Raw genomic sequence first — 19,284 nt, forward strand, 5'->3', positions numbered from 1 at the left:
GCTGACTGTGCGTAGCGGGCCGCGGTGCGGGTAGAGAGATCCCAGACAAATCGTTTCGATGGTGAACGGCTGGCAGGATGCGATGCAGGGCCCACCATTCGCGTGCCCCGTGACGTGCTGCCGACCGTCAGCAATGGAGAGGGGCCGGTGTACGTGCCTGCTGTGGATGTGCAAGAACTGACCTGGACCGACGTCGACCGCAAGGCTGTTGACACGATCCGGGTGCTCGCGGCCGATGCTGTGCAGAAGGTGGGCAATGGCCACCCCGGTACGGCGATGAGCCTCGCCCCGGCGGCGTATCTGCTGTTCCAGAAGGTGATGCGGCATGATCCTGCGGACCCGCAGTGGATCGGCCGTGACCGGTTCATCCTCTCCCCCGGGCATTCGTCCCTCACCCTGTACATCCAGCTGTTCCTGGCCGGGTATGGGCTGGAACTGGAGGATCTCGAGTCGCTGCGCACGTGGGGCTCGCTGACGCCTGGGCACCCGGAGTACGGCCACACCCCGGGGGTGGAAATCACCACGGGCCCGCTGGGCCAGGGTCTGGCCTCCTCTGTGGGGTTCGCCTACTCCCAGCGCCGCGAGCGGGGCCTGTACGACCCGCAGGCGCCGGCGGGCGAGTCGCCGTTCGACCACACGGTGTGGGTGATCGCCTCGGACGGGGACATGCAGGAGGGGGTGACGTCGGAGGCCTCCTCTCTGGCAGGGGTGCAGGAGCTGGGGAACCTCGTGGTCATCTACGACGAGAACCACATCTCGATCGAGGACGACACGGACGTGGCGTTCACCGAGGACGTGCTGGCACGGTACGCGGCGTACGGGTGGCACACCCAGCGGGTGGACTGGACCGCCACCGGTGAGTACAAGGAGGACGTCCCGGCCCTGTACGAGGCGCTGCTGGCAGCGAAGGCCGAGACGTCCCGGCCCTCGATCATCTCGCTGCGCACGATCATCGGCTGGCCCTCGCCGACCAAGCAGAACACAGGCAAGATCCACGGCTCTGCCCTGGGCACCGAGGAAGTCGCGGCGCTGAAGGAGGTCCTGGGCTTCGACCCGGAGGAGTCCTTCGCCGTGGACCCGCAGGTCCTGGAGCACACCCGCCGGGCCGTCCAGCGCGGCGAGGAGGCGAAGGCAGCGTGGCAGGAGTCCTTCGACGCGTGGGCCGCGGCGAACCCGGAGGCCGCCGCGCTGCACGAGAGGATCCAGGCCCGGCGCCTGCCTCAGGGGTGGGAGGAGTCCCTGCCGGTGTTCGAGGCCGGCAAGGACGTCTCGACCCGTGCCGCGTCGGGGAAGGTCCTCAACGCCATCGGCCCGGTCCTGCCGGAGCTGTGGGGCGGATCAGCGGACCTGGCCGAGTCGAACAACACCACGATCGAGGGCTCGCCCTCGTTCATCCCGGCCGACCGCTCGACGGCGGCGTGGCAGGGCAACCCGTACGGGCGGGTGCTGCACTTCGGCATCCGCGAGCACGCCGCGGCGGCGATCGTGAACGGGATCACCCTGGGCGGGAAGACCCGGGCGTTCTCGGGCACGTTCCTGATCTTCTCCGACTACCAGCGCCCCGCGATCCGCCTCTCGGCCCTCATGGGCATCCCCTCGGTGTACGTGTGGACGCACGACTCGATCGGCCTGGGCGAGGACGGGCCCACCCACCAGCCCGTGGAGCAGCTGGCCTCGCTCCGGGCCGTCCCCGGTCTGGACGTGGTCCGCCCCGGCGACGCGAACGAGGTTGCCCAGGCCTGGAAGGCCATCCTCGAGAACACCCACAACCCGGCCGGGATCGTTCTGACCCGCCAGAACCTCCCCACCTGGGACCGCGGCCAGAACGGATCGGGCCAGAACGGATCGGGCCAGAACGGCTTCGCGGACGCGTCCGGGGTCGCCCGCGGCGGGTACATCCTGGCCGAGGCCCAGCGCGACGGTGCCGAAGTGGAGCCCGACGTGATCCTGATCGGCACCGGCTCCGAGGTCCAGCTCGCCGTCGCCGCCCGCGAGGCACTCGCCGCCGAGGGCATCGCCGCCCGGGTCGTGTCCATGCCCTGCGTGGAGTGGTTCGACGCCCAGGACCCGGACTACCGCGAGTCCGTACTGCCCGCCGCCGTGCGGGCCCGGGTCTCGGTCGAGGCCGGCGTGGCCCTGACCTGGCGCCGCTTCGTCGGGGACGCCGGGCGCTCCGTCAGCCTCGAGCACTACGGCGCCTCCGCCGACTACAAGACCCTCTTCACCGAGTTCGGCATCACCGCCGAGGCCGTCACCGCCGCCGCCAAGGACTCCATCGCCGCCGCGGCGGCCTGACCCGAAGGAGCACTCCCATGACAACCCCCACCCAGGCGCTCTCCGACGCCGGCGTCTCGATCTGGCTCGACGACCTCTCCCGGCCCCGTCTCGAGGACGGCTCCCTCAAGGCCCTGATCGCGGAGAAGAACGTCGTCGGCGTCACCACCAATCCGACGATCTTCCAGACCGCGATCACCAAGGGCCACGGCTACGACGACCAGCTGCGTGAGCTCGTCGCCTCGGGGGCCGACGCGGAGAAGGCGGTGTTCGAGATCACCACCGCCGACGTCGCTGCCGGCTGCCGGCTCTTCGCCCCCGTCGCCGAGGCCACCAACGGTGTGGACGGGCGCGTCTCGATCGAGGTCGACCCCCGCAAGGCGTGGGACACCGCCGGCACGATCGCCGAGGCCAAGCGCCTGCACGGGAAGGTCGCCGAGCCCAACGTCTACATCAAGATCCCGGCCACCGTCGAAGGCCTGGAGGCGATCGCCGAGACCCTCGCCGCCGGGATCAGCGTCAACGTGACCCTGATCTTCTCCCTCGAACGCTACCGCGCCGTGGTCAACGCGTTCATGATCGGGCTCGAGAAGGCCAAGGCGGCGGGCCATGACCTGTCCCAGATCCACTCCGTCGCCTCCTTCTTCGTCTCCCGCGTGGACACCGAGGTCGACACGCGCCTCGACACGATCGGCACCGACCAGGCCAAGGCCCTCAAGGGCAAGGCCGGCCTGGCGAACGCCCGCCTGGCCTACCAGATCTACCAGCAGGAGTTCACCACCGAGCGGTGGAAGCTCCTCGCAGACGCCGGTGCGCTCCCCCAGCGCCCCCTCTGGGCCTCCACCGGCGTGAAGGACCCCGCCTACCCGGACACCCTCTACGTCACCGGCCTCGTCGCCCCCAACGTGGTCAACACCATGCCCGAGAAGACCCTCGAGGCCACCTATGATCACGCCCAGGTCACCGGGGACACCATCACCGGAACCTACGCGGAATCGAACGCCCACCTCGACGCCCTCGCAGCGCAGGGCATCGACTACAACGACGTCGTCACCGTCCTGGAAACCGAGGGCCTGGACAAATTCGTCGCCTCCTGGAACGACCTCCTCACAGACGTCGAAACCACCCTCAGCGAAACGGCCCACGGAGCACGCGCATGAGCGCCCTCACCTTTGAGGCCACCGGCGCGGCCCTGGAGGCCGTCGAGGCGCACATCGGGCAGCTCGTGTCCGATTCGGTGGCGAGCCGCATCTTCGGCAAGGACCACACCCTGTGGGGCAAGGACGCCGAGGAGGAGTCGTCAAAGCGGCTCGGATGGGTCGAGGCGGCCTCCGTGTCGCAGACGCTCGTGGCAGACATCGTGGCCCTGCGCGACGAATTCCGCTCGGAGGGCGTAGACCGGATCGTGCTGTGCGGCATGGGCGGCTCATCGCTCGCTCCGGAGGTCATCACCGCGACGGCGGGTGTTCCGCTCGTCGTCCTCGACTCGACGGACCCCGAGCAGGTCGAGGCCGCGCTCTCGGAGCGGCTCGAGAACACTGCCATCGTCGTCTCCTCGAAGTCGGGCTCGACCGTGGAGACGGACTCCCAGCGGCGGGCCTTCGAGTCGGCGTTCACGGCGGCGGGCATCGACGCGCGGCGGCGCATCGTCGTGGTGACCGACCCGGGCTCCCCCCTCGAGGGCGCGAGTCGCGAGGCGGGGTACCGTGCGGTCTTCACGGCGGATCCGACAGTCGGAGGCCGCTACTCGGCCCTCACTGCCTTCGGCCTCGTGCCCTCCGGCCTTGCAGGGGCCGACATCCAGGCCCTGCTCGACGAGGCTGAGGAGGCTGCGGAGATCCTCCGGGAGGACTCCGAAGACAACATCGGGCTCCAGCTCGGCGCCGCCCTCGGCGGCACCTCGCCCCTGCGGGACAAGATCGTCATCGTCGAGGACGGCTCGGGCATTGCCGGCTTCGCGGACTGGGCAGAGCAGCTCATCGCCGAGTCGACGGGCAAGATCGGCAGGGGCCTCCTGCCCGTCGTCGCCGGGAAGGAAGCGCCCGAGGTGACCGGCGCCGCGCCGGACGTGCTCGTGGTGCGTCTCGTCTCCACGGACGGTGAGCCCACGCTGGGAGCCAACGAGGCCGCCGTCGGCGGTACGCTCGCGACCCAGATGCTCACGTGGGAGTTCGCGACGGCAGTGGCCGGCAGGCTCCTCGGCATCAACCCGTTCGACCAGCCCGACGTGGAAGCAGCCAAGGCCGCCGCCCGGGGTCTCCTCGACGCCCAGCCCGAGGCCACGCCGGCCCGCTTCACCGAGGGAGCCATCGAGGTGCGCACCGGCGACGCCGGAGAGTGGCTCGAAGGCGCAACGACGGTCGACGACGCCGTCAAGGCGCTCCTGGGCCAGCTCGGTCCCGACGGCTACCTGAGCGTGCAGGCCTACCTCGACCGGCTTGCGTACCCGGAGCTCGCCGGGGTGCGGGACCAGTTCGCCGCCGCCACGGGCCGCCCCACCACCTTCGGCTGGGGGCCGCGCTTCCTGCACTCGACGGGCCAGTACCACAAGGGTGGTCCGGCCGTCGGCGTGTTCCTGCAGATCACCGCGGACACGGATCAGGACGTCACGATCCCCGAGAGGCCGTTCACCTTCGGCCAGCTCATCGCAGCCCAGGCCGCGGGCGACGCCCAGGTGCTGGCCGAGCACGGCCGCCCTGTCCTGCGCCTGAACTTCACGGACCGGGCGGCCGGCGTGAAGCAGCTGTGCGCCATCGTTTCCGCGCTCCCGGCCGAGGAAGCACCCGGCCGCTGAGATGGCACACCGCCTGCCCGGCACCTTCGCCGGGCAGGCGGCTCGCGTCCGCCCCGGACCAGAAAGGCATCATGCCAGAGAACGACACCACCGCGAACGGGACGTCGGCCCGCGCGAGCCGGCGCAATCCCCTGCGCGACCCACGTGACCGGCGGCTGAACCGGATCGCAGGCCCCTCATCCCTCGTGCTCTTCGGTGTCACGGGCGATCTGGCCCGCAAGAAGCTCATGCCGGCCGTGTACGACCTGGCGAACCGAGGACTGCTCCCTCCCAGCTTCGCGCTCGTGGGCTTCGCCCGCCGTGAATGGGAGAAGGAGGACTTCGCGGAGGAGGTCAAGGCCTCGGTGAAGCAGTACGCCAGGACACCCTTCGACGAGACGGTGTGGGCGCAGCTGAGCGAGGGCGTGCGGTTCGTCCAGGGCACGTTCGACGACGACGAGGCGTTCGAGAACCTCAAGGCGACCCTCGAGGAACTGGACGAGAAGCGGGGAACGCGCGGCAACCACGCGTTCTACCTCTCGATCCCGCCCAAGGCGTTCGAGCAGGTCTGCCGGCAGCTCTCCGACCATGGGCTGGCGCAGCCGGAGCCGGGCAAGTGGCGCCGAGTGGTGATCGAGAAGCCGTTCGGGCACGATCTGGCCTCGGCCCGCAAGCTCAACGACATCGTCGAGTCCGTCTTCCCGCCCGACGCGGTCTTCCGGATCGACCACTACCTGGGCAAGGAGACCGTCCAGAACATCCTGGCCCTGCGGTTCGCCAACACGCTGTTCGAGCCGCTGTGGAACTCCAACTACGTCGACCACGTCCAGATCACCATGGCCGAGGACATCGGCACCGGCGGCCGCGCCGGCTACTACGACGGCGTCGGCGCTGCCCGCGACGTGATCCAGAACCACCTCCTGCAGCTGCTGGCTCTGACAGCCATGGAGGAGCCCATCTCCTTCAACGCCGAGGACCTGCGCGCGGAGAAGGAGAAGGTCCTCGCCGCGGTCAAGCTGCCCGCAGACCTCTCCGCCCACTCGGCCCGGGGCCAGTACCTCGGGGGGTGGCAGGGCGGTGAGCTCGTGAAGGGCTACCTCGAGGAGGACGGGATCCCCGCCGACTCGATCACCGAGACGTACGCCGCGATCCGGCTGGACATCAACACCCGCCGGTGGGCCGGGGTGCCGTTCTACCTGCGTGCGGGCAAGCGGCTCGGGCGCCGGGTCACCGAGATCGCCGTGGTGTTCAAGCGCGCCCCCAACCTCCTGTTCCAGGACCAGGCCGAGGACGAGTTCGGGCAGAACGCGGTCGTCATCCGTGTCCAGCCCGACGAGGGCGCCACGATCCGCTTCGGCTCCAAGGTCCCGGGCACCCAGATGGAGGTCCGCGACGTGAGCATGGACTTCGGCTACGGCCACTCCTTCACCGAGTCCTCCCCGGAGGCCTATGAGCGGCTCATCCTCGATGTGCTGCTCGGGGAGCCGCCGCTGTTCCCACGGCACGAGGAAGTCGAGCTCTCCTGGAAGATCCTCGACCCGTTCGAGGACTACTGGGCGAGCACGGGCGAGCAGCCCGAGCCCTACGCCCCGGGCAGCTGGGGGCCCTCCTCGGCCGATGAGCTGCTGGCCCGCGATGGACGTTCCTGGAGGCGACCGTGATCATCGACCTGCCCAACACCACCACCTCGAAGATCTCCAAGGAGATCACCACACTGCGCCAGCGCGGCGGCGTCGTGGCCCTGGGCCGCGTCCTCACGCTCGTGGTCATCACGCGCCACGGCTTCGAGGAGGAGGCCATCGAGGCCGCCAACGAGGCCAGCCGCGAACACCCCTGCCGCATCATCGTCCTCGTCGACTCCGGCAGGGACTCCGCAGACCGCCTCGACGGCCAGATCCGGGTCGGCGGCGACGCCGGCGCCTCGGAGGTCATCGTCCTGCGCGGCTACGGCCACCTCGCAGAGGAGAGCGAATCGCTCGTCGCCGCCCTCCTGCTCCCCGACGCCCCGATCGTGGCGTGGTGGCCCCACGGCGCTCCGGACAACGCCAGCGCGACCTCGATCGGCTGCATCGCCCACCGCCGGATCACGGATTCCGGCAACGAACCGGACCCTGTGGCCGCACTCTTCCACCTCCGTGACACCTACCGTCCCGGGGATACGGATCTGGCATGGACGCGCCTGACCAACTGGCGCATCCAGCTCGCCGCAGCGCTGGACCAGGTGGACCCCAGCCCCGTCACAGCCGTGACCGTCGAGGGCGCCTCCGACTCCCCCAGCACCGTCCTCCTGGCCGCGTGGCTCGGGCAGGACCTCGACGCCCCCGTGACGATCGTCGCGGATCCGGCGGGGACCGGCATCCGGCGCGTACGCCTCTCACGACGAAGCGGGGACGTCCAGCTGTACCGTCCGGGCCTCACCGTGGCGGAACTGACACAGCCCGACCAGCCGTCCCAGAGGATTGCGCTGCCGCGGCGCAGCCTGCAAGACTGCCTGACCGAAGAGCTGCGCAGGCTCGACCCAGACGAGGTCTACGGCGAGGTCCTCGCCTCGGGACTGCCGCGCACGAACCTGAGGAGTGTGCAGCCCAGTGAGCGCTGATCCCCGCGTGAGCATCCACCCCGATTCCTCGGTCCTGGTGGCCGCAATCGCAGCCAGGCTCATCACGAAGCTTGTCGACACGCAGGACAGGTACGGCGAGGCCACCATCGTCCTCACGGGCGGTTCGATGGGCATCGGCACCCTCGAGGCCGTGGCCGCGTCCCCGGCACGATTGGCCGTCAACTGGTCCAAGGTCAACATCTGGTGGGGTGACGAGCGCTTCGTCGAGGCCGGCTCGGCCGAGAGGAATACGACGCAGGCCGACCGGGCACTGCTCGACCACCTCCCGCTCGACCCCGCACGGGTCCACCGCCCGGGCGCTGCCGGCGAGTTCGCGACGTCGGACGACGCCGCGGCGGACTATGCGCGCGAGCTCGCCGACGCCGCGGCCCAGGAACACGAGAGGGACACCTCCGACACGCGTCCGGAGCGGCCCGGCCGGCTTCCCCGCTTCGACGTCCTGCTCCTTGGGGTCGGGCCGGACGCGCACGTGGCCTCCCTGTTCCCCGAGATGGCCGGGATCCGCGAGACGGAGCGCACCGTGATCGGCGTCGAGCAGGCGCCCAAGCCGCCGCCGTCGCGCATCTCGCTGACGCTGCCGGCGATCAAGTCCGCCGAGGAGGTGTGGATGCTTGTGGCCGGCGAGGACAAGGCGGGCGCGGTCGGCCTCGCCCTGGCCGGGGCCGGTCCCGTCCATGTCCCCGCCGCCGGTGCCAGGGGTCGGTCTCGCACGCTCTGGCTCATCGACGCCGCGGCGGCGGCACGGGTGCCTCAGGACCTCGTCCGCAAGGAGCCCGCATCGGCCTGAGGGCGGCTCAGCTCCAGACATCAGAGGAGGCCGGGAACAGCAGCTGCTGTTCCCGGCCTCCTCTGTGCTACGGCTGGATCAGGAGTCGGCCACGTTCGAGAAGCGCAGGATCAGGCCGAGGGCGATGATGACGACGCCCCACGTGATGCCCAGCACGATCGTGAAGCGGTTGAGGTTCCGCTCGGCGACACCAGAGGACGCGAGGCCTGAAGACATCCCACCGCCGAACATGTCGGACAGCCCTCCGCCACGCCCCTTGTGCATCAGGATGAGCATGGTCAGCAGGAGGCTCGTGATGCCGAGCACGATCTGCAGGATGATCTGGAGTACTTGCACAGGTCTGCCTCGTGGCCTTCCGTCAATGGTGCGGAGTGGTTGCAGGGCCCGCGGCGGCGCTAGGCCGTCGCGTGGCTCTCGAACCTGACAATGCTAGCAAATTCGCCTGCGTCGAGGCTTGCCCCGCCCACGAGCACGCCGTCCACGTCCTTCTCGGCGAGGATCGCCGCGGCGTTGGACGCCTTGACGGAACCCCCGTAGAGGAGCCTCGTCGCGGAGGCCGCCTCGTCCCCGAAGAGCGATGCGAGCTCCGCACGGAGGGCGGCGCACATCTCCTGCGCATCCTCCGGGCCGGCGACCTCACCCGTGCCGATCGCCCACACCGGCTCGTACGCGACGACGAGCTCGGCCGCCTGCTCCGCCGTGAGGCCCGCGACGTCCGAACGCAGCTGCCCCAGCGTGTGCTCGACGTGGGTGCCGGCCTGGCGCACCTCGAGGCCCTCGCCGACGCACAGCACGGGCGTGAGCCCGTGCCTGAACGCGGCCTTCGTCTTGGCGTTGAGGGTCTCGTCGGTCTCCCCGTGGATCGTGCGCCGCTCGGAGTGGCCCACGAGCACATAGCGGCACCCGAGCTTGGCGAGGAAGGCCCCGCTGATGTCTCCCGTGTACGCCCCCGAGTCGAACTGCGAGAGGTCCTGGCCGCCGTAGACGAGCTTCAGGTCATCTCCGGCGACCAGGGTCTGCACGCCGCGGAGGTCCGTGAACGGCGGGAACACGGCCACCTCGACCCGGCCGAAGTCGTGCTTGGCGTCGTCGAGGGTCCAGGCGAGCTTCTGGGTGAGCGTGATCGCCTGGACATGGTCCATGTTCATCTTCCAGTTGCCCGCGATGAGGGGCGTGCGGTCGAACGTGCCGTTCGTGGGGGTGGACACAGTGGCTCCTTGGCTGGTTCTGCTGTGGTGGGCTCAGGCTCCGAGGGCCGTCAGGCCCGGGAGCTCCTTGCCCTCGAGGTATTCGAGGCTCGCGCCGCCGCCGGTGGAGATGTGGCCGAACTGGCCGTCCTCGAAGCCGAGCGTGCGGACCGCTGCCGCGGAGTCGCCGCCACCGACAACGGTGAGGGCGCCGGCTGCGGTGGCATCGGCGAGGCCTTGGGCAACAGCCTTCGTGCCTGCGGCGAACGCGGGGAACTCGAAGACGCCCATGGGGCCGTTCCAGAAGACGGTCCTGGCTCCCGCGATCTCCTTCGCGAAGGCCGCGGCGGTGTCGGGCCCGATGTCGAGCCCGATGCCGGAGGAGCCGAACGAGGTGGCCTCGATCGCATCGGCGGCGGCCACCTCGTGGTCAGCGTCGGCGGCGAACTTCGACGCGACCACCACATCGGTCGGCAGCACGAACTCGGTGCCGGCCGCCGCCGCGCGGGCGAGGTAGTCCGTGACCGTGCCGATCTGGTCCTGCTCGAGCAGGCTCGACCCGACGCTGTGGCCCTGGGCGGCCAGGAACGTGAACAGCATGCCGCCGCCCACGAGGAGCTTGTCCGCCTTGCCGATCAGGTTGTCGATCACCGCAAGCTTGTCGGACACCTTCGAGCCGCCGAGCACGACGACGTACGGGCGCTCGGCGCCCTCGGTGAGCCGCTTGAGGACTTCGACCTCGGTCCGGACGAGCTCGCCGAGGTAGGCCGGCAGGACCTGCGCAATGTCGTACACCGAGGCGTGCTTGCGGTGGACAGCCCCGAAGGCATCGTCCACGTACGCGCCGTTTCCGCCTGTGAGAGCGGCGAGCTCGTGCGCGAAGGCGGCCCGCTCGGCGTCGTCCTTGCTCGTCTCCCTGGGGTCGAAGCGGACGTTCTCGAGCACGAGGACCTCACCGTCGGCAAGGCCGGCGGAGAGCGCCTTGGCGCTCTCCCCGACCGTGTCCTCGGCACGTTGGACCGTGATCCCAGCATCCCCCGCGAGTTCGCTGAGCCGGTCGGCGGCGGGCTTAATCGAGTACTTGGGATCCGGGGCGCCCTTGGGTCGGCCCAGGTGCGCCATGACGAGGACACGCGCCCCCGCCTCGGCGAGCTTCTGGATCACGGGCAGGGAGGCGCGGACGCGGCCGTCGTCGGTGACGGTGGAACCGTCGAGCGGCACGTTCAGGTCGCTGCGGACCAGAACGTGCCGCCCACGGACACCATCGGCGAGCAGATCGTCGAGAGTGCGTGCAGTCATGAGGTCAGGCTATCCGAGTTCTGCCTACGTTACGGCGCCCTCAGAGCTTCGCGGCGACGAGCTCGGTGAGATCGACCAGGCGGTTCGAGTAGCCCCACTCGTTGTCGTACCAGGACACGACCTTGACCTGGTTGCCGATCACCTTGGTGAGGCCTGAGTCGAAGATCGACGACGCCGGGTCCCCGACGATGTCGGTGGACACGATCGGGTCCTCGGTGTAGGTCAGGTAGCCCACGAGCGGTCCGGACTCCGACGCTGCCTTGAGCGCCGCGTTGACCTCGTCCTTGGTGACCTCGCGCGAGACGGTGACGGTCAGGTCTGTCGCGGAGCCGGTGGGGATCGGCACGCGGATCGCGTAGCCGTCGAGCTTGCCCTTGAGCTCGGGAAGGACGAGGCCGATGGCCTTCGCGGCACCGGTCGACGTCGGCACCATATTGATCGCTGCGGCGCGGGCGCGGCGGAGGTCCCGGTGCGGCCCGTCCTGGAGGTTCTGATCCGCCGTGTAGGCGTGGACGGTGGTCATGAGGCCGCGCTCGATCCCGAACGCGTCGTTGACTGCCTTGGCAAGCGGGCCGAGGCAGTTGGTCGTGCACGAGGCGTTGGAGATGACGTGGTGGTTCGCCGGATCGTACAGGCCGTCGTTGACGCCCATGACGATGGTGATGTCCTCGTCCGTGGCCGGCGCAGAGATGATGACCTTCTTGGCGCCCGCGGCAAGGTGCTTCTTGGCGCCCTCGGCCTTCGTGAAGAAGCCGGTGGACTCGATCACGATGTCCACGCCCAGGTCGCTCCACGGGAGGTTGGCCGGATCGCGCTCGGCGAGGACCTTGATCTCCTTGCCGCCGACGACGATGAAGTTGTCCTTGACCTCGACGGTCTCGCCCAGGCGGCCCGTGATGGAGTCGTACTTGAGGAGGTGGGCCAGCGTCTCGGGGCTCGTGAGGTCATTGACCGCCACGATCTCGAGGTCCGCGCCCTGGGCGAGAGCCGCGCGGAAGAAGTTGCGGCCAATCCTGCCGAAGCCGTTGATGCCAATTCGAGTGGTCACTCTGGTCGATCTCCTTGATGCTCAGTCGAGCATCTGCGAAGACTGCTCGAACTGTTTGACGGTCCCGCACATCGTTGGGCAGAGTTTTGCACAGGGAAAGGCCGACAGCCCGAGTCTCCATTGTCCATGGCTGAAAGGCCGTACGGGCCTTTCCGCCCCCCATCCTACGGGGAAAGGGCCCGTCTCGGAACAGACGGGCCCTTTCGCACGGAATGTCACAGAATGTGACGCACATCTCCGCGAAGACGTGCGTCGGGACCAGAGGTCAGGCCGGCAGGATGAGGCCCTTCGCACCGGCCCGGGCCGCCTCGAAGCGCTTGGCGACGTCCGCCCAGTTGACGATGTTCCAGAACGCCTTGACGTAGTCGGCCTTCACGTTCTGGTAGTCGAGGTAGAAGGCGTGCTCCCACATGTCGAGCTGCAGGACGGGCGTCGTGGCGACGGGGACGCCGTTCTGCTGGTCGTACATCTGCTCGATCACGAGGCTGCCGCCGATGGGCTCGTAGGCGAGGATCGCCCATCCAGAGCCCTGGATCGTCGTCGCAACCGCCGTGAACTGGGCGCGGAACGCGTCGAAGGAGCCGAAGAACTCGTCGATCGCCGAGGCGAGCTCGCCCTCGGGCTTGTCGCCGCCCTCGGGCGAGAGGTTGTTCCAGAAGATCGAGTGGTTGACGTGGCCGCCGAGGTTGAACTGGAAGTCCTTGGACAGCTTCGCCGCAGCCGCGCCGTCGCCGTTCGCGCGGGCTTCGGCCATCTTCTCGAGGGCCGTGTTGGCGCCGGTCACGTACGCCGCGTGGTGCTTGTCGTGGTGGAGCTCCATGATCCGCGCAGAGATGTGCGGCTCGAGTGCCGCGTAGTCGTACGGGAGATCAGGCAGTACGTAGGTCACAACATCCTCCATCGGTTGACTTCCCGCGCCACGTTCCGTGGCGTGCGGGCTGGTGACGTCTCCATCCTAAGCAGATCAGCCGTCCAGCATGTCGGGCGTGACGCTGGCCTCCGTGCCCGGGATGCCGGCGTCCGCCGCCTTCTTGTCCGCCATCGCGAGCAGCCGGCGGATCCGTCCGGCGATCGCGTCCTTCGTCATGGGCGGGTCCGCGAGACGCCCGAGCTCGTCCAGGCTGGCCTGCTTGTGGGCGACCCTGAGCTCGCCCGCATACCGCAGATGCTCGGGGACGTCCTCGCCGAGGATCTCGAGTGCACGCTCGACCCGTGCGCCCGCAGCCACCGCGGCCTGGGCGGAGCGGCGCAGGTTCGCGTCGTCGAAGTTCGCGAGCCGGTTCGCGGTCGCCCGCACCTCCTTGCGCATACGGCGCTCTTCCCAGGCCATGAGGGCGTCGTGCGCACCCATGCGCGTCAGGAGCGCCGCGATGGCGTCACCGTCGCGCACGACGACGCGGTCCACCCCGCGTACTTCGCGCGCCTTGGCGGCGATTCCGAGGCGGCGGGCGGCGCCGACGAGGGCGAGGGCGGCCTCCGGTCCGGGGCACGTGACCTCCAGGGAGCTCGAGCGGCCGGGCTCGGTGAGCGAACCGTGGGCGAGGAAGGCGCCCCGCCAGACCGCCTCCGCATCGGCGGCGGAGCCGTTGACCACCGTTGAGGGCAGGCCGCGGACGGGCCGGCCCCGGTTGTCGAGGAGGCCCGTCTGGCGTGCGAGCGCCTCGCCGTCGCGCACGACCCGCACGACATACCGGCTCCCCCGCCGGAGTCCGCCGCCCGAGACCACGATGATCTCGCTGGGGTGCCCGTAGACCTCCGCGATTGCGGTGCGGAGACGCCTGGCGGTCGCCGCGAGGTCCACCTCCGCCTCGATGACGATCCTCCCCGAGATGATGTGCAGGCCGCCGGCGAAGCGGAGCACCGAGGAGACCTCGGCCTTGCGCTCGGAGGACCTCTTCACCGTCAGGCGCGACAGCTCCTCCTTCACGCTCTGGGTCAGTGCCATCGCTGTCCTTCCTGCTTGCGCTGCGCTCGTTCCGTGGCGCCTGTCATCGGCCGCCGCGGGAGGGGCCTCCCCCGGTGAAGACCTCGTGGTAAGCCCCGGCCAGGCGGAGCGGGTCGTGCGCCGACCGTTGGCCGGAGGACCTCACTCTATCGAAATGGACCTCGGCGCCGAGTTCCGCGGCCACACTCGCGAACTCGTCCCGGTCCTCGACGGACGCCTCGTCGGCGATGACGGCGTCCACCATGAATTCAGGGGCCACCCGTCGGATCGCCCGCAGGTGGTCGGCGGCCGACATGCCGGTGGTCTCCCGGGTGTCCAAGGTGAGGTTCATCGTGAGGCAGCGGCGCGCCGGGGTATCGGTCAGGGCCTGGCGCAGCTGCGGCAGCAGCAGGTGCGGGAGCACCGAGGTGTACCACGAGCCGGGCCCGAGCACGACCCAGTCGGCAAGCTCGATCGCGCTGAGCGTCTCGGGGCACGCCGGCGCATCGCCGGGGATGAGGCGGACCTCCTCGAGCCGACCCGAGACGGCGCACGCGGCCTGGCCGCGGATGGTCTCGATACGGGCGGGACCGCCGTGGGCTCCCGCCGCCGCCACGGAGACGTCCCCCTCGATCGTGAGCGGCACGCGCGACATCGGCAGGACCTGGCCACGCGCCCCGAGCAGCGCGCCGGCCCAGCGCAGGCCGTCCACGACGTCGCCGAGGAGCTCCCACAGCGTCACGATGAGGAGGTTGCCCATCGCGTGGTTCTCGAGGCCGCTCATGCCGGTCGGCGAGGTGAAGCGGTGCTGCATGACGTCGCGCCAGGTGCGGCCCCAGTCGGTGTCGTCGCACAGCGCCGCGAGGGCCATCCGCAGGTCCCCGGGCGGGAGGACGCCGAAGTCCTTGCGGAGGCGGCCGGAGGACCCGCCGTCGTCGGCCACGGTCACCACGGCGGTGAGCTCAGTGGTGAGGAGGCGCAGCGCGGAGAGCGACGCGGCGAGGCCGTGGCCCCCTCCGAGTGCGACCACGGAAGGGCCTTTGGGGATGCCTCCCTCGCTCCCTGCTCCCGGCCGGACGAGCGGGAGCTGCCCCGTGAACAGCGCGCTCACTCGCGGCCCAGATCGCGGTGCGAGGTGGTCAGGGTGACGCGCGGGAGCTGCGCGAGGCGCTTGGAGAGCTCCTCCGCGACCGCCACGGACCGGTGCTTGCCGCCGGTGCAGCCGATGGCAATGGTGGCGTAGTGCTTGTTCTCCTTGCGGTAGCCGGCGAGGACCGGCTCGAGGGCATGCACGTACCGCTCGACGAACTCCTGAGCGCCGTTCGCCACGAGCACATACTCCCGCACGTCGGGATCCAGCCCCGTGTGGGGCCGCAGCTGGGGCACCCAGTGGGGGTTCGGGAGGAAGCGCACGTCCGCGACGTAGTTCGCGTCGGCAGGAAGGCCGTACTTGAAGCCGAAGCTCATGACGTTCAGCCGGAGCGTCACTGGCCCCTTCTCGGAGAAGAGCTCCGTGATGGCGGTCGCGAGCCCGTGGACATTGAAGTCCGAGGTATCGAGCACGAGTGTTGCGTGCTCGCGCAGTTCGGCGAGGATGGACCGCTCCGCGGCGATGCCGTCGGAGATCCGGCCGCCCTCCTGGAGCGGATGGGGCCGCCGGCCCTGCTCGAAGCGGCGGATCAGCACGTCGTCGCTGGCATCGAGGAACAGCACGCGGTACTCGGTGCCGCTCGACGAGAGCTGGGCCAGCGCTTCCCGGATGTCGGCGAACAGCGCCTTGCTGCGCACGTCCATGACGACGGCGAGCTTCGGGATGCGCTCGGCGGCGTGCTGCACAAGTTCCGACAGCGTCCCGAGCAGCTGGGGCGGAAGGTTCTCGACGACGTACCAGCCGTGGTCCTCGAGCGCATTCGCAGCGGTGCTCCGTCCGGCTCCGGACATCCCGGTGACGATGAGCAGCTCGGACGCGGTGGGCTTGACGGGGGTCAGTTCGCTCTGGTTCTGCGCCGTGTCGCTCATGGCCCCAGCCTAGCTAAGAGTCAAGCACTTCGCCGGTGGAGTAGTTGACGGCGGGGACCATCTCGGCGCCGGCAGTGCCGTGGAGCCGCGCGTGGATGGCGGCGGCGAGCGCCGGACCCACTCCGCTGACGTCGGTGATCTCCGTGACACTGGCCGCCTTCAGACGCTTGAGCGAGCCGAAGTGCGCGAGCACCGCTTTGCGCCGAGCCGGCCCGAGGCCCGGCACCTCGTCCAGGACCGACGCGGTCATGGACTTGCCGCGCTTCTGCCGGTGGAACGTGATGGCGAAGCGGTGGGCCTCGTCGCGGATGCGCTGGAGGAGGTAGAGGCCCTGCGACGCCCTCGGCAGGATCACGGGGAAGTCGCCCTCGGGCAGCCAGACCTCCTCGAGCCGCTTGGCGAGGCCGACGACGCGGATCTCGTCCCCGATGCCCAGTTCGGCCAGGGCGCGCACCGCGGCGGTCACCTGCGGCTGGCCGCCGTCGACGACGACAAGGTTGGGCGGGTAGGCGAACTTGCGGTTCTGGTCGCGATCCTCGACAGGGAGGTCCCGTTCGGCGAGGTAGTTGCGGAACCTGCGCGTCAGGACGTCATGCATCGCGGCGGTGTCGTCCCGCGCGGCGTCGCCCGTGATGGAGAATTTCCGGTACTCGCTCTTCTTGGCGAGCCCATCCTCGACGACGACCATCGAGGCGACGACGTTGGTGCCCTGGACGTGCGAGATGTCGAAGGACTCGATCCGCAGCGGCGGCTCGGGCAGTTCGAGGGCCTCCTGCAGCTCTTGGAGGGCCAGCGAGCGTGTCGTGATGTCCCCCGCCCGGCGGCTCTTGTGCAGGCGCAGCGCCTGCACGGCATTCTCGTGCAGTGTGGCCGCGAGGGCCGCCTTGTCTCCGCGCTGGGGCACCCGCAGCTCGACCTTGGCCCCCCTGAGGCCCGAGAGCCAGACGGTGAGCTCCTCGGCGTCGTTCGGCATGACGGGCACGAGCACCTCTCGAGGGAGGCGCCCGTTCGTCTCCTCGTGGTCGCCGTAGACCTGCTGCAGCAGGTGGCCCACGAGCTCGGACGGCGTGGTGTCCTCGACCTTCTCCACGACCCAGCCCCGCTGGCCGCGGATCCGGCCGCCGCGCACATAGAACACCTGGACTGCCGCCTCGAGCTCGTCCTCCTCGATGGCGAACACGTCCGCATCGGTCTCCTCCGAGAGGACCACGGCGTTCCGCTCGAACACCTTGCGCATCGCGATGATGTCGTCCCGCAGCCGTGCGGCGTTCTCGTAGTCGAGGTCGGCGACGGCGTCCGCCATCTTGCGCTCGAGCTGGACGATGAAGCGCTTGGCCGCTCCCCCCATGAAATCGCAGAAGTCCTCGGCGAGGGCGCGGTGGTCCCCTTCCGAGATGCGCCCCACGCACGGCGCCGAGCACTTGTCGATGTAGCCGAGCAGGCAGGGGCGTCCGCTCTGCTCGGCCCGCCGGAATACGCCGGCGCTGCAGGACCGGACGGGGAAGACCCGCAGGAGGGTGTCCATCGTCTCGCGGATGGCTCCGGCGGTGTAGGGGCCGAAGTATCGCGTTCCCTTGCGGCGTTCGCCGCGCATGACCTGCACGCGCGGATACTTCTCGGCCATCGTGACCGCGAGGTAGGGGTAGGTCTTGTCGTCACGGAACGCGAGGTTGTACCGCGGTCTGAACTCCTTGATCCACGTGTACTCGAGCTGGAGCGCTTCGAGCTCGCTGCCGACCACGGTCCACTCGACGCTCGCCGCGGCATGGACCATGGCGTAGGTCTTGGGAAGCAGGGTGGCCGGGTTGGCGAAGTACGAGGTCAGCCGCTGGCGCAGGCTCTTGGCCTTGCCCACGTAGATGACCCGGCCGTGCGGATCGCGGAACCGGTACACTCCGGGGTCTGTCGGGATCTCCCCGGTCTTGGGCCGGTAGCTCGCTGGATCTGCCACTGGTCCAGTCTAGGCGGGGCTACTGGTGGGCTGGCGGCTTGTTGTAGCCGCTCGCACGCTCCTGCCCGCTCAGCGCGGCGATGGCGTCCATGATCCTGTCGGTCGCCTCACGCCGCAGCGGCAGGGAGTGGTCGGGGCCTGTCTTGTCGAACCACAGCGGCTCGCCCACCCGCATCTCGAAGTGCTGGGGCCTGATGCCGTTCTTGTCGGCGGGCTGGAGCTTCTCCGTGCCGATGAGCCCGACCGGGACCACCGGCGCTCCCGTGGTCAGTGCGAGCCAGCCCACCCCAGTGCGGCCGCGGTACAGGAGGCCGTCGCGGGACCGCGTGCCCTCGGGGTAGATGCCGATGGCCTCGCCTTGGTCGAGGATGTCCAGGAGGGTCTTGAGCGCCGCGACGCTCGCAGCCTGCTCTCCGCGCTCGACGGGGATCGACCCCACACCCTCGAAGAACGCCTTCATGAGTCTGCCCTTGACGCCTTTGCCCGTGAAGTACTCGGCCTTGGCGAAGAACGCCACCCGCCGGGGCATGAGGGCCTGGATGATGACCGAGTCGAGGAACGAGAGGTGGTTCGAGGCGACGATGAAGGGGCCTGACTCCGGCACCCTGTCGAGTCCGGTGACCGTGGGGCGGCAGAGGCCGCCGATCATGCCGCGGATGCTCTGGCGCGTCATGGAGTAGATCAGCATGCCGGCGCCTCCGCAGCGCGCAGGACCACGGCACCGATGGTGCGCTCGAGCTCGTCTGCGTCGGCGACGATTCCGACCAGCCCCAGGCGGTCCAGCTCGCCCTCGGGAGCGAAGCCCCACGCCACGCCGATGCACGGGATGCCGTTGGCGGCAGCGCCTTCGGCGTCGTGCCGGCGGTCCCCGATCATCACCGAGCGCGCGGGGAGCGCGTGGTTGGCCGTGAGTGCCGCGCGGACGATCCCCGCCTTGCCGTCGGCGGCCGGGGGCAGCGTCTCGTCCGGCGCGCCGTGGATGCTGTGGAAGTGAGCGTCCAGGCCATGGAGGGCCAGCAGCCTCTTCGCAAGGTTCTCGGGCTTCTGCGTGGCCACGGCGAGGTGGAGTCCCCGCTGGCGGAGGCGCACCAGCAGCTCCGGGATCCCGGGATAGGGGCGGCTCTCGGCCATGCCGTGGGAGATGTACCGCTTCCGGTAGGTGTGGACGACGGCGTCGAGCAGGTCCTCCGGGACATCGGCCACGCGGCGGAGGGACTCGAGCAGCGGAGGCCCCACCATGCTGGAGAGCCCCTCAGGGCCCGGAACGCGGAGACCATGGACCTCGAGTGCGTACGCGATGCCTCCCGTGATGCTTCCCGCGGGGTCAACGAGGGTGCCGTCCAGGTCGAAGATCGCGAGCGCGGGTCCGTCAGTCACCGGGACAGTCTCGCACACCCTGCGG

At 69.8% G+C, this 19,284-nt stretch carries 17 protein-coding genes; 6 read left to right on the forward strand and 11 right to left on the reverse strand.

Going from position 1 to position 19,284, the window contains the following annotated elements; translation table 11 throughout:
* Positions 1 to 162 precede the first annotated feature (162 nt).
* From tkt to pgl, 6 genes are all read left to right on the forward strand, one after another.
* The gene (tkt, locus tag IE231_RS01175; RefSeq protein WP_189692298.1) at positions 163 to 2,295 is read left to right on the forward strand and encodes a transketolase; all 2,133 of its coding nucleotides are present in this window, start codon (positions 163 to 165) and stop codon (positions 2,293 to 2,295) included.
* Positions 2,296 to 2,312: 17 nt separating this feature from the next.
* Positions 2,313 to 3,434 (forward strand): transaldolase, encoded by a 1,122-nt coding sequence (gene tal, locus IE231_RS01180; protein WP_189692096.1) that lies wholly within the window; start codon positions 2,313 to 2,315, stop codon positions 3,432 to 3,434.
* Positions 3,431 to 5,068: a phosphoglucose isomerase-related protein gene (locus tag IE231_RS01185; RefSeq protein ID WP_189692097.1), complete on the forward strand. Its 1,638-nt coding sequence runs from the start codon at positions 3,431 to 3,433 to the stop codon at positions 5,066 to 5,068. The genes tal and IE231_RS01185 overlap by 4 nt, the downstream gene beginning before the upstream one ends.
* 71 nt (positions 5,069 to 5,139) lie before the next feature.
* A complete protein-coding gene (gene zwf / locus IE231_RS01190; RefSeq protein WP_189692098.1) occupies positions 5,140 to 6,708 on the forward strand; it encodes a glucose-6-phosphate dehydrogenase in 1,569 nt (522 codons plus the stop codon).
* Complete coding sequence (locus IE231_RS01195) at positions 6,705 to 7,646, forward strand: glucose-6-phosphate dehydrogenase assembly protein OpcA (protein WP_189692099.1); 942 nt, start codon at positions 6,705 to 6,707, stop codon at positions 7,644 to 7,646. The genes zwf and IE231_RS01195 overlap by 4 nt, the downstream gene beginning before the upstream one ends.
* Entirely contained in the window at positions 7,636 to 8,454 is an 819-nt protein-coding gene (pgl, locus tag IE231_RS01200; RefSeq protein ID WP_189692100.1) for a 6-phosphogluconolactonase, read from the forward strand. The genes IE231_RS01195 and pgl overlap by 11 nt, the downstream gene beginning before the upstream one ends.
* Before the next feature lie 78 nt (positions 8,455 to 8,532).
* Here pgl and secG read toward each other — a convergent pair whose 3' ends face one another.
* From secG to IE231_RS01255, 11 genes are all read right to left on the reverse strand, one after another.
* Positions 8,533 to 8,790: a preprotein translocase subunit SecG gene (gene secG, locus IE231_RS01205; RefSeq protein WP_189692101.1), complete on the reverse strand. Its 258-nt coding sequence runs from the start codon at positions 8,788 to 8,790 to the stop codon at positions 8,533 to 8,535.
* Between the two features lie 59 nt (positions 8,791 to 8,849).
* Positions 8,850 to 9,662: a triose-phosphate isomerase gene (gene tpiA, locus IE231_RS01210; RefSeq protein ID WP_189692102.1), complete on the reverse strand. Its 813-nt coding sequence runs from the start codon at positions 9,660 to 9,662 to the stop codon at positions 8,850 to 8,852.
* 33 nt (positions 9,663 to 9,695) lie between these two features.
* The gene (locus IE231_RS01215; RefSeq protein WP_189692103.1) at positions 9,696 to 10,940 is read right to left on the reverse strand and encodes a phosphoglycerate kinase; all 1,245 of its coding nucleotides are present in this window, start codon (positions 10,938 to 10,940) and stop codon (positions 9,696 to 9,698) included.
* A gap of 40 nt (positions 10,941 to 10,980) precedes the next feature.
* Entirely contained in the window at positions 10,981 to 11,988 is a 1,008-nt protein-coding gene (gap, locus tag IE231_RS01220; RefSeq protein ID WP_189692104.1) for a type I glyceraldehyde-3-phosphate dehydrogenase, read from the reverse strand.
* A gap of 265 nt (positions 11,989 to 12,253) precedes the next feature.
* The gene (locus IE231_RS01225; RefSeq protein ID WP_374189387.1) at positions 12,254 to 12,877 is read right to left on the reverse strand and encodes a superoxide dismutase; all 624 of its coding nucleotides are present in this window, start codon (positions 12,875 to 12,877) and stop codon (positions 12,254 to 12,256) included.
* 75 nt (positions 12,878 to 12,952) lie between these two features.
* Positions 12,953 to 13,933, reverse strand: a complete 981-nt coding sequence (whiA, locus tag IE231_RS01230) for a DNA-binding protein WhiA (RefSeq protein WP_189692106.1) — start codon at positions 13,931 to 13,933, stop codon at positions 12,953 to 12,955.
* Positions 13,934 to 13,976: 43 nt separating this feature from the next.
* Positions 13,977 to 15,023 carry a gluconeogenesis factor YvcK family protein gene (locus IE231_RS01235; protein ID WP_374189388.1) on the reverse strand — a complete coding sequence of 349 codons (1,047 nt, stop codon included), beginning with the start codon at positions 15,021 to 15,023 and terminating at the stop codon, positions 13,977 to 13,979.
* On the reverse strand, positions 15,020 to 15,931 hold the full coding sequence (rapZ, locus tag IE231_RS01240; protein WP_189692107.1) for an RNase adapter RapZ: 912 nt from the start codon (positions 15,929 to 15,931) through the stop codon (positions 15,020 to 15,022). The genes IE231_RS01235 and rapZ overlap by 4 nt, the downstream gene beginning before the upstream one ends.
* Before the next feature lie 13 nt (positions 15,932 to 15,944).
* Positions 15,945 to 17,882: an excinuclease ABC subunit UvrC gene (gene uvrC, locus IE231_RS01245; RefSeq protein WP_189692108.1), complete on the reverse strand. Its 1,938-nt coding sequence runs from the start codon at positions 17,880 to 17,882 to the stop codon at positions 15,945 to 15,947.
* 19 nt (positions 17,883 to 17,901) lie between these two features.
* Positions 17,902 to 18,570 carry a lysophospholipid acyltransferase family protein gene (locus IE231_RS01250; RefSeq protein WP_189692109.1) on the reverse strand — a complete coding sequence of 223 codons (669 nt, stop codon included), beginning with the start codon at positions 18,568 to 18,570 and terminating at the stop codon, positions 17,902 to 17,904.
* Positions 18,564 to 19,259 carry an HAD hydrolase-like protein gene (locus tag IE231_RS01255; RefSeq protein WP_229866418.1) on the reverse strand — a complete coding sequence of 232 codons (696 nt, stop codon included), beginning with the start codon at positions 19,257 to 19,259 and terminating at the stop codon, positions 18,564 to 18,566. The genes IE231_RS01250 and IE231_RS01255 overlap by 7 nt, the downstream gene beginning before the upstream one ends.
* Positions 19,260 to 19,284: the final 25 nt, after the last annotated feature.

It is taken from the genome of Sinomonas cellulolyticus (assembly GCF_014656475.1).
In the GTDB taxonomy this organism is placed as follows: domain Bacteria; phylum Actinomycetota; class Actinomycetes; order Actinomycetales; family Micrococcaceae; genus Sinomonas; species Sinomonas cellulolyticus.

Bases quoted from the DNA above. Each gene is read 5' to 3' on its own strand.
- zwf (WP_189692098.1), top strand. From the start codon at position 5,140: ATGCCAGAGAACGACACCACCGCGAACGGGACGTCGGCCCGCGCGAGC.
- tal (WP_189692096.1), top strand. From the start codon at position 2,313: ATGACAACCCCCACCCAGGCGCTCTCCGACGCCGGCGTCTCGATCTGG.
- IE231_RS01215 (WP_189692103.1), bottom strand. From the start codon at position 10,940: ATGACTGCACGCACTCTCGACGATCTGCTCGCCGATGGTGTCCGTGGG.
- whiA (WP_189692106.1), bottom strand. From the start codon at position 13,933: ATGGCACTGACCCAGAGCGTGAAGGAGGAGCTGTCGCGCCTGACGGTG.
- rapZ (WP_189692107.1), bottom strand. From the start codon at position 15,931: ATGAGCGACACGGCGCAGAACCAGAGCGAACTGACCCCCGTCAAGCCC.
- IE231_RS01250 (WP_189692109.1), bottom strand. From the start codon at position 18,570: ATGCTGATCTACTCCATGACGCGCCAGAGCATCCGCGGCATGATCGGC.
- IE231_RS01185 (WP_189692097.1), top strand. From the start codon at position 3,431: ATGAGCGCCCTCACCTTTGAGGCCACCGGCGCGGCCCTGGAGGCCGTC.